General features: G+C 75.1%; 11 protein-coding genes. 7 read left to right on the top strand and 4 right to left on the bottom strand.

The features are described from left to right. A partial coding sequence (locus tag F8274_RS28595; protein ID WP_225854019.1) for an EcsC family protein occupies positions 1-722 on the top strand: 722 nt, incomplete at its 5' end. 47 nt (positions 723-769) lie between these two features. Here F8274_RS28595 and F8274_RS28590 read toward each other — a convergent pair. Next, complete coding sequence (locus F8274_RS28590) at positions 770-1,612, bottom strand: GDSL-type esterase/lipase family protein (protein WP_151465468.1); 843 nt, start codon at positions 1,610-1,612, stop codon at positions 770-772. Between the two features lie 164 nt (positions 1,613-1,776). On the opposite strand from F8274_RS28590, the gene F8274_RS28585 reads away from it, so the two are divergent. Genes F8274_RS28585 through F8274_RS28565 form a run of 5 tightly spaced genes read left to right on the top strand, consistent with a single transcriptional unit; the run spans position 1,777 to position 6,335 of the window. Beyond that, complete coding sequence (locus F8274_RS28585; protein WP_151465467.1) at positions 1,777-2,031, top strand: DUF6343 family protein; 255 nt, start codon at positions 1,777-1,779, stop codon at positions 2,029-2,031. Between the two features lie 12 nt (positions 2,032-2,043). Beyond that, positions 2,044-3,456 carry an NADP-dependent succinic semialdehyde dehydrogenase gene (locus F8274_RS28580; RefSeq protein ID WP_151465466.1) on the top strand — a complete coding sequence of 471 codons (1,413 nt, stop codon included), beginning with the start codon at positions 2,044-2,046 and terminating at the stop codon, positions 3,454-3,456. Positions 3,457-3,497: 41 nt separating this feature from the next. Further along, positions 3,498-4,463, top strand: a complete 966-nt coding sequence (locus F8274_RS28575; protein ID WP_151465465.1) for a TIGR03885 family FMN-dependent LLM class oxidoreductase — start codon at positions 3,498-3,500, stop codon at positions 4,461-4,463. Between the two features lie 37 nt (positions 4,464-4,500). After that, entirely contained in the window at positions 4,501-6,081 is a 1,581-nt protein-coding gene (locus F8274_RS28570) for a Na+/H+ antiporter (RefSeq protein WP_151465464.1), read from the top strand. Continuing rightward, positions 6,078-6,335 (top strand): UBP-type zinc finger domain-containing protein, encoded by a 258-nt coding sequence (locus F8274_RS28565; protein ID WP_151465463.1) that lies wholly within the window; start codon positions 6,078-6,080, stop codon positions 6,333-6,335. The genes F8274_RS28570 and F8274_RS28565 overlap by 4 nt, the downstream gene beginning before the upstream one ends. 4 nt (positions 6,336-6,339) lie before the next feature. Here the strand turns inward: F8274_RS28565 and F8274_RS28560 are convergent, their stop codons facing one another. Genes F8274_RS28560 through F8274_RS31465 form a run of 3 tightly spaced genes read right to left on the bottom strand, consistent with a single transcriptional unit; the run spans position 6,340 to position 8,294 of the window. Next, positions 6,340-6,873: a GNAT family N-acetyltransferase gene (locus F8274_RS28560; RefSeq protein ID WP_151465462.1), complete on the bottom strand. Its 534-nt coding sequence runs from the start codon at positions 6,871-6,873 to the stop codon at positions 6,340-6,342. Between the two features lie 12 nt (positions 6,874-6,885). Continuing rightward, positions 6,886-8,154 carry an MFS transporter gene (locus tag F8274_RS28555; protein WP_151465461.1) on the bottom strand — a complete coding sequence of 423 codons (1,269 nt, stop codon included), beginning with the start codon at positions 8,152-8,154 and terminating at the stop codon, positions 6,886-6,888. Further along, positions 8,151-8,294 (bottom strand): hypothetical protein, encoded by a 144-nt coding sequence (locus F8274_RS31465; protein ID WP_192580032.1) that lies wholly within the window; start codon positions 8,292-8,294, stop codon positions 8,151-8,153. The genes F8274_RS28555 and F8274_RS31465 overlap by 4 nt, the downstream gene beginning before the upstream one ends. A 121-nt stretch (positions 8,295-8,415) precedes the next feature. On the opposite strand from F8274_RS31465, the gene F8274_RS28550 reads away from it, so the two are divergent. After that, positions 8,416-8,697, top strand: a 282-nt coding sequence (locus tag F8274_RS28550) for a GNAT family N-acetyltransferase (RefSeq protein WP_151465460.1), incomplete at its 3' end; no start/stop codon positions are given.

Raw genomic sequence — 8,697 nt, 5'->3', positions numbered from 1 at the left:
CCGTCGACGGCGAACCCACCCTCCCGAAGAAGCCGGCCGCGCCGGTGGAGGCGCCCGAGGCGCCTCCGGCCCGGCTCTGGGACCGGATGCGGGACGACCCGCAGTACGCGCCGGAGCACCTGGCCCTGGAGGCGGTGCGCCGGCTCGGGCCGGAGGCGGCGCAGTGGGCGGAGCGGGAGCGGGCGCAGCGGCCGGACGTCCCGGCCGACGAGCTGGCCGACCAGGCGGTGCGCAAGTTCGTCAACCACGCCCGGCTCTCCGGCGCGGTCTCCGGTGCGGCCGGGCTGCCCGGCGCGGTGATCGACGTGGGCGTGCTGGCGTGGACCCAGGCCCGACTCGTGCTGCACGTGGCCGCCGCGTACGGGATCGACGCGGTCCACCCCGACCGGGCCACCGACCTGCTCGTGCTCCAGCGGGTGCACAAGGTCGCCGAGAGCGCCCGGCTCGCCCTCGGGGTGGCCGCCGGTCGGGAGCGGGCCGGCGCGCTGTTCGGCATGGGCGGGCAGCGCCCGCTGGGCCGGGTGATGCTCCAGCTCGGCATCCGGCTGGCCCGGATGGCCGGGGTGCGCGCCGCCAAGCGGATGTTCGCCAAGGTGATCCCCGGCGCCGCGATCATCCTCGGCACCTGGGCGAACTCGTCGGCCACCCGGGACCTCGCCGACCGGGCCCGCGCCCTCTACCGGGGCGGCCCGCGCCAGCTCCCCGGCCCGCGCCAACCCTGACCACCGTCCGCGAGCGGCGGTCAGCGCGGCGCGTCGGCCGGCCCGGCTCAGTCGGCCCAGCCGGAGGCGTCCCCGGCGACGTCGGCGAGCCGGTCCTGACCGGCCGCGTTCGGGTGGAACCAGTCCAGCGCGTTCACCTTGTCCAGGCCGAACCGGCTCCGGTGCACCGCGCCGCCGTCCCACCGGCACCGCGACCCGTACGCGCGGCAGGCGGCGCGCAGCTGCGCGTCGTACGCGTCGATCCGCTCCCGGAAGCGGGCCCGGCGGGCCACCGTGGCCGGCGCGGTCGACGTGGCGTCGGCCAGCAGCGCCGGGCAGACGCCGCGCGACCAGGCCCGCACCGCCCGGGGCTCGGTGTGCCCGAGCTCCCAGAGCCGGTGCAGGTCGGGCAGGCTGACCACCAGCACCCGCGCCTTCGGCCGGCCCTTGCGCACCACCGCCAGGGCCGCGTCGACCTGTCGCCGGAAGGTGGCCGGCGCGGTCATGTCGTCGATGTCGCTCCGGCAGGCGTCGTTCGCCCCGATCAGCACGGTGACCAGGTCGGCCCGGTCGCGTACCGCCGCCCGCGCCTGGTCGGCCAGGCCGGCCGCGCGGGCGCCCGGCACCGCCCGGTTGTGCGCCCGCAGCGTCGCGTTGTCCTCGTGCAGCCGCCGGTAGAGGCTGCGCACCCGCTGGCCGTCCCCGCTGGACCAGGAGTTGCGTTCACAGCTCACCAGGACCAGGCAGGAGCCGAAGCCGCTGGTGATCGAGTCGCCGAGGGCGGTCAGCACCGCCGGCGCGCCCGGGGGCGCGGAGCCCGACGGCCGGGGCGACGCCGAGCCCGAGCCGTCGCAGGCGAGCGCGGCCAGCGCCGCGAGGCAGGCCAGCGCGGCGATCCAACGTCGAGGCATACCGTCCTCCGTCCGGCGGCAGAAGCGGCGCGTCGACCCTATGCGCCTCGGCCGTCCGGACGGGGACGGTGTCGCCTTTCCGGCATCGACAACCGTCGTTCACATCGGCGTGTTACGACCGGCGGACCTGGTTAGCCCGGGCCGTGCCGGGGTAGGCCGGAGAAATGACGCGGTCACAGCCCCGCCGCCGGATCAACGCCGCGTACAGCGCGCTGAACCTGCGGCTCGCCCTGGCCCTCTTCGGCCTGGTCACCATGACCGTCTTCGCGGTGCTCGCGTTCGCCGCCGGCGTGACCTGGCTGGGCGTCGTCTGCGCGATCCTCGCCGCGGTGGCCGTGGTCGACCTGGTCGTCATCCAGCGCCGCCGCGCCGCGCGCCACCGGGAGGAGCCGGGCGCGCGGCACTCGCTGTTCGAGTGACAGGAGTACGACATGCCCATCGCCACCACCAACCCCGCCACCGGACAGGTGCTCAAGACGTACGACCCCATGTCGGACGAGCAGATCGACGCGGCGATCGAGCGGGCCGACCTGGCCTTCCGGCAGCTGCACGGGACCACGATCGCCGAGCGTGGCCGGTGGATGATCGCCGCGGCCGACCTGCTGGAGGCCGAGCGGGACGAGACCGCCCGCCTCATGACCACCGAGATGGGCAAGACGTACGCCGCGGCGAAGGCCGAGGTGACCAAGTGCGCCACGGCCTGCCGCTTCTACGCCGACAACGCCGCGAAGATGCTCGCCGACGAGCCCGCCGACGCCGCCGCGGTCAAGGCGAAGCGGGCGTACGTCCGCCACCAGCCGATCGGCCCGGTGCTCGCCGTGATGCCGTGGAACTTCCCGCTCTGGCAGGTGATGCGGTTCGCCGCGCCGGCCCTGATGGCCGGCAACACCGGGCTGCTCAAGCACGCCTCCAACGTCCCGCAGACCGCCCTCTACCTGGAGGAGCTGTTCCGCCGCGCCGGCTTCCCGGAGGGCGCCTTCACCACCCTGCTCGTCGGCTCCGACAAGGTGGACCGGATCCTCAGCGACCCCCGGGTCCGGGCCGCCACGCTCACCGGCAGCGAGGGCGCCGGCCGCTCGATCGCCCAGGTCGCCGGCCGGGAACTCAAGAAGACCGTGCTGGAGCTGGGCGGCAGCGACCCGTTCGTGGTGATGCCCTCGGCCGACCTGGACAAGGCGGCCGAGGTGGCCACCACGGCCCGCTGCCAGAACAACGGCCAGTCCTGCATCGCCGCCAAGCGGTTCATCGTGCACACCGACGTCTTCGACGCCTTCGCCGAGAAGTTCGCCGCCCGGATGTCGGCGCTGCGGGTCGGCGACCCGATGGACGGGAACACCGACGTGGGCCCCCTGGCCAGCGAGAGCGGCCGGGACGAGATCCACGCCCAGGTGCAGGACGCGGTCGACAACGGCGCCACCGTCCTGTGCGGCGGCGAGAAGCCGTCCGGCGACGGCTGGTACTACCCGCCGACCGTGATCACCGACCTGCGCCCGGAGATGCGGATGTGGGCCGAGGAGGTGTTCGGGCCGGTCGCCGGCCTCTACCGGGTCGGCTCCTACGAGGAGGCCATCGAGGTCGCCAACGGCACCGCCTTCGGCCTCGGTTCCAACGCCTGGACCAGCGACCCCGCCGAGCAGGAGCGCTTCGCCGTCGACCTGGACGCCGGCAACGTCTTCATCAACGGCATGACCACCTCCTACCCGGAGCTGCCCTTCGGCGGGGTGAAGAACTCCGGCTACGGGCGTGAGCTGTCCGCCGTGGGCATGCGCGAGTTCTGCAACACCAAGACCGTCTGGGTCGGCAAGGGGGAGGCCGGCGCCGGCGCCGGGGCGCACTCCGAGTAGCCGCGATTGACCGGACGCCGTCATGGGTAGGAGATGCCCCCATGACGGCGTTCGGCTTCCACGCGTCCCACGAGCAGATCCACCCGTCCCGGCTGCTGGAGGCGGTGATCCACGCCGAACGGGCCGGCTTCGACGCCGCCATGTCGTCCGACCACTTCTCGCCGTGGAGCGCCCGGCAGGGCCACTCCGGCTTCGCCTGGTCCTGGCTCGGCGCCGCGCTCCAGGCCACCAACCTGCCGTTCGGCGTGGTCAACGCGCCCGGCCAGCGCTACCACCCGGCCGTCGTGGCGCAGGCCATCGGCACCCTGGCCGCCATGTACCCGGGCCGGTTCTGGGCGGCGCTCGGCACCGGCGAGGCGAGCAACGAGCACATCACCGGCACCGGCTGGCCCCGCAAGGACGTCCGCGCCGCCCGGCTGCGCGAGTGCGTGGACGTGATCCGGGCGCTCCTCGCCGGCGAGGAGGTCAGCCACGACGGTCTGGTCACCGTGGACCGGGCGAAGCTGTGGACCCGGCCCGAGCAGCCGCCCGCGCTCATCGGCGCGGCGGTCAGCGTCGAGACGGCCCGCTGGTGCGCCGACTGGGCCGACGGCCTGATCACCGTCAACGCGCCCGTCGAGCACCTGCGCCGGATGATCGACGCCTACCGGGACGCCGGCGGGCGCGGCCCGCTGCACCTCCAGGTCCACGTGAGCTGGGCGCCCGACCAGGCCGAGGCCGAGGCCGTCGCGTACGACCAGTGGCGCAGCAACGTCTTCGCCCCGCCGGTCTGCTGGGACCTGGAACTGGCCGACCACTTCGACGTGGTCAGCGAGGACGTGCCCCTGGAGAAGGTCACCTCGGTGGTCAACGTCAGCGCCGACCTGGGCCGGCACGTCGGCTGGCTGGAGGAGTACGTGGCGCTGGGCTTCGACCAGATCGCCCTGCACCACGTCGGGCAGGAGCAGCGCGCCTTCGTCGACACGTTCGGGGCCGAGGTGCTGCCGAAACTCCGTACCGCCTCGTGATCACGTCGGGGCCGCCGGCCGCCTAGGCTCGTACTCCATGGAAGCTCTGATCGAGGTCGTGGTCTTTCTCGCGATCGCGACCTTCGGCGCGGCGCTGGCCCGCCGGCTCGGCCTGCTCGCGCCGATCCTGCTGGTCGTGCTCGGCCTCGGCCTGTCCTTCGTGCCCGGCTTCCCGGAGGTCCGCCTCGACCCGGAACTGGTGCTGGTGGGCATCCTGCCGCCGCTGCTCTACGTGGCCGCCCTGAAGACGTCGGTGCCGGCGTTCCGGCTCAACCTCCGGCCGATCCTGCTGCTCGCCGTCGGGCTGGTGCTGTTCACCGCGTTCGTGGTGGGCACCGTCGTCCACCTGATCCTGCCCGGCGTCCCGTACGCGATCTGCCTGGCCCTCGGCGCGGTCGTGGCGCCGCCCGACGCGATCGCCGCCACCGCGGTGGCCCGGCGGGTGGGCCTGCCCCGGCGGATCGTGACGATCCTGGAGGGGGAGAGCCTGGTCAACGACGCCACGGCGCTGGTGCTGCTGCGGGTGGCGGTCGCCGCCGCGACGGCGGCCGGCGGTCACGTCGGGGTCGGCGCGGTCGCCCGCGAGGTGCTGGTATCCGCCGGCGGCGGCGTCCTCGTCGGGCTGCTCGGCGTGGTGGTCTTCGGCGCCCTGCACAAGCGCATCACCGACCCGGTGCTGGACAACGCGCTGTCGCTCATCGTGCCGTTCACGGTGGTCTTCGCCGCCGAGGAGATCCACGCCTCCGGGGTGGTCGCCGTGGTGGTCACCGGGCTGGGCATCGGGCACAAGCAGCCGCTGCTCATGTCCGCCGCCTCCCGGCTCCAGGTGGGCGCGTTCTGGCGGCTCATCCAGTTCCTGCTCGAGGGGCTGGTGTTCCTGCTGGTCGGCCTGCAACTGCCCGAGGTGCTCCGCGACCTGGACGAGCCGGCCGGGCGGCTGGTCGGGATCACCGCCGCGGTGCTGGCCGCCGTCGTGCTGACCCGGTTCGTCTGGCTCGTCCCGGCCACCTACCTGGCCCGGCTGGTGCCCGAGGCCCGCCGGCGGGACGCGCCAACCCCGGTGCAGGTCCCCCTCGTCATCGGGTGGGCCGGCATGCGCGGCGTGGTCACCCTCGCCGCCGCGCTCGCGCTGCCGCTCACCCTCGCCGACGGGCGGGCGTACCCGCGGCAGCTGTTCATCTGGCTCGCCTTCGCGGTGATCGTGGTGACGCTGGTCGGGCAGGGCGCCACCCTGCCGGCCGTGGCGCGGGCGGCGAAACTGCCGCCGGACGACCCGGTGCAGGACGCGCTCTCCGCCGCCGCCGTGCAGCAGCAGGCCAGCCGGGCCGCCCGGGAACGGCTCGAGGAACTTGCCGGCGGGGCGCCGGACGCCGTGGTGGAACGGCTGCGCGGGCTGGTGCAGAGCCGCACCAACGTGGCCTGGGAACGGCTCGGGGGCGAGGAGCGGGAGACCCCCTCCCGGGCGTACGGTCGACTGCGGCAGGAGATGATCGACGCAGAGCGGGAGGTCTTCCGGGCCGCCCGCGACTCCGGGAAGATCCCGGAGGAGGTGCTGGTCCGCGCCTACCGCGACCTGGACCTGGAGGAGTCGTTGCTGCGACAGGAGGCCGACGAGTGAGCTGCCAGCACCTGACCGAGGCGGGCGACGCCGAGCCGACGACCACGACCGAGTGCCCCGACTGCGTGGCCATCGGCAACGACGACTGGGTGCACCTGCGGGGCTGCCTGACCTGCGGGCACGTGGGCTGCTGCGACTCCTCGCCCTACCAGCACGCCACGAAGCACTTCGAGTCGACCGGGCACCCGGTGATGCGCTCGGTCCAGCCCGGCGAGACCTGGCGCTGGTGCTTCCTCGACGAGGAGATCGGCTGACCGGTCAGGCGAGGCGGCGTTCCAGCACCTGGCCCGGCCACGGCGGCCGGCCCGGGCGCTCGACCGTGAACCGGTCGGTGGCGGTGAAGCCGCAGCCCTCGTAGAACCGGACCAGCGCCCGGTCGTCCCCGCCGTAGCAGTCCACCCTCAGCAGCCCCAGGCCGCGCTCCCGGGCCAGCTCCGCCGCGTACGCGAGCAGCCGTGCCCCGATCCCGTGGCCCGCGTGGGCCCGGTCGGTGACCAGCAGGTTGACGAACAGCTCGGGTTCGGTGGCCGGCGGCACGTACGCGGTGGCCGATCCCACCACGAGGGCGCCCACCGCGGTGTCGCCGAGCGTGGCCAGGTACAGCCCGCCCCCGGTCGTCCACGCCTGCGCCTGGGCGACCCGGCGCGGGTCGGTCGACGCGGGCTCGGTGCCCCACTGGCCGGTCCGGCCGCGCGCCACCAGCCAGGCGGTGGCGCTGTCGAGCAGCCGCAACACGGCCTCGGCGTCGGCCGGCCCGCCGGGGCGGATGGCGATCGTCTGCTGGTCCGTCATGCCGCCATGCTGCTACACGCTGGCGGCGGGACGATCGCCGGCCACCGGCCGGGCCGGCTCCCGGTTCGCCAGCGCCCACCTGGTCAGCGCCGGGGTGGCGAGGCCGACGCCGGCGAAGACCGCCCCGACCGCCAGCCAACCCGGCACGCCGCCGTCGAGCACCAGTAGCGTCAGCAGGGCCGGACCGATCGCCCGGGAGAGGCCGGCCAGCATGCCGTCCACCCCCTGGTACGCCCCGATCGCGTCCGGCGGTGCCAGGCCGTACGCCAGACCCGCCCCGGCGGTGCCGTGCCAGAGATCGCCGAACGTGTAGACCGCGGTGGCGGCCAGCAGCAGGGTGACCGACGCGGCGGGCGCCAGGCCGGCGGTGGCCGCGTACAGCAGCATCGCGGCGGCCAGCACCAGCCCGGCGCGGCGCATGGACCGGGCGGCGCGGGTGGCGTCGTCGGCGCCGCGGCTGAGCCGCACGGCGAGCAGAACGGTGAGCACGGTGTTCGTCAGCAGTACCGCCGACACCACCGGCGGTGGCGCCCCGGCCCGGGTCACCGTCCACAGCGGCACCACGAGCGCGAGCAGCGTCCAGTGCAGGGCCAGCACCGCCGACGCGCCGCTGACGGCGACGAAACGCACGTCCCGCAGCGCGGCGCCGGACCGGCCGTCCCGCCAACGGCTGCCCGGACCGTGGGGCGCCGGCGGACAGGCCGGCAGCCGCAGTAGCAGCGCCGCCGACAACAGGTAGGTGAGCGCGTTGCCGGCCACCAGCGCCTGGTACGCCAGGTGGCTGTCCGCGGCCAGCGCGAGCCCGGCCAGGCCGGCCCCCACCGCGATGCCCAGGTTCGCCACCGCACGCAGGGTCGCGAACGCGCGGACGCGGCCCCGCGGTCCGGCTACCGCGGCGACCAGCGCCGCGCGGACCGCCAGGTTGCCGGAGGCGAGCAGCATCTCGAGGACCGCCACCGCGAGGAAGGCCGGGAAGGAGTCGACCAGCAGGTACGCCGCGGCGGCCGCGGCCTGGCCCAGCTGGACGAGCGCGCGGAGCGTACGCGGATCCCGCCGGTCGGCGAGCGCGCCGAGCGGCACGCTGGCGGTGAGCCCGACCAGTCCGGCGAGGGTGAGTCCGGCGCCGACCGAGGCGGGGGAGAGCCCGACGTCCCGGGTCAGGTAGAGGGCGCCGCCGGTGAGCCAGAGTCCCGAGCCGACGGTGTTCGTCAGCGTGGCCAGGGAGAGCGTGCGCAGCTCCCCGGGCGGCGGGATCGGTGAGATCCGCGACCAGCGACTCATCGCCTTACCGGTGGCACGGCCCGGGACACCTCGGTGATCAGCCCCAGGTCGGCGATGCGCTCGGTCGCTCGGCCGGCCGGCCGGGCGACGGCGGCGCGCACCGCGTCGAGATCGACGTCGCCCTCACCGTTGACGGTCATGACCTCGACCCTAGGCAGGGCACCGCCGGGCCGACGGCCCCGAACCGGGCGACTCCCGTCACAGCGGTGGGCGGTAATCCGCTCGCCCGCTCGGACCGGCTCTGCCAGGGTCGGTGCCGTGATGCGCAGCAGGACCGCCCGGGCGGACGAGTTGGCCGAGGTGCAGCGGATCGAGGTGGCCTCCGGCGCGCCGTTCCGGGAGATCGGCATGGCCGACGTCGCCGACATGCCCCCGCTGCCGCTGGACGTGCTGGCCGCCGCCCAGCGGGCCGGCCGCGTCCGGGTGGTTGTCGACGGCGTGGACCGGCCGGTCGGCTTCGCGGTGCTCGACCTGGTCGACGGTTGCGCGCACGTCCAGCAGCTCAGCGTCGACCCGGCCTACGCCCGGCGGGGGATCGGGCGG

The organism is Micromonospora sp. AMSO31t (assembly GCF_008868175.1).
Lineage (GTDB): Bacteria > Actinomycetota > Actinomycetes > Mycobacteriales > Micromonosporaceae > Micromonospora.
Note: the sequence above shows the minus strand (reverse complement) of the source record. Positions and strands in the feature narration are given on the sequence as shown.

Excerpts from the sequence above, each read along its gene's own strand:
- F8274_RS28575 (WP_151465465.1), top strand. The coding sequence starts at position 3,498 with ATGACGGCGTTCGGCTTCCACGCGTCCCACGAGCAGATCCACCCGTCC.
- F8274_RS28585 (WP_151465467.1), top strand. The coding sequence starts at position 1,777 with ATGACGCGGTCACAGCCCCGCCGCCGGATCAACGCCGCGTACAGCGCG.
- F8274_RS28570 (WP_151465464.1), top strand. The coding sequence starts at position 4,501 with ATGGAAGCTCTGATCGAGGTCGTGGTCTTTCTCGCGATCGCGACCTTC.
- F8274_RS28580 (WP_151465466.1), top strand. The coding sequence starts at position 2,044 with ATGCCCATCGCCACCACCAACCCCGCCACCGGACAGGTGCTCAAGACG.
- F8274_RS28560 (WP_151465462.1), bottom strand. The coding sequence starts at position 6,873 with ATGACGGACCAGCAGACGATCGCCATCCGCCCCGGCGGGCCGGCCGAC.
- F8274_RS31465 (WP_192580032.1), bottom strand. The coding sequence starts at position 8,294 with ATGACCGTCAACGGTGAGGGCGACGTCGATCTCGACGCGGTGCGCGCC.
- F8274_RS28555 (WP_151465461.1), bottom strand. The coding sequence starts at position 8,154 with ATGAGTCGCTGGTCGCGGATCTCACCGATCCCGCCGCCCGGGGAGCTG.
- F8274_RS28590 (WP_151465468.1), bottom strand. The coding sequence starts at position 1,612 with ATGCCTCGACGTTGGATCGCCGCGCTGGCCTGCCTCGCGGCGCTGGCC.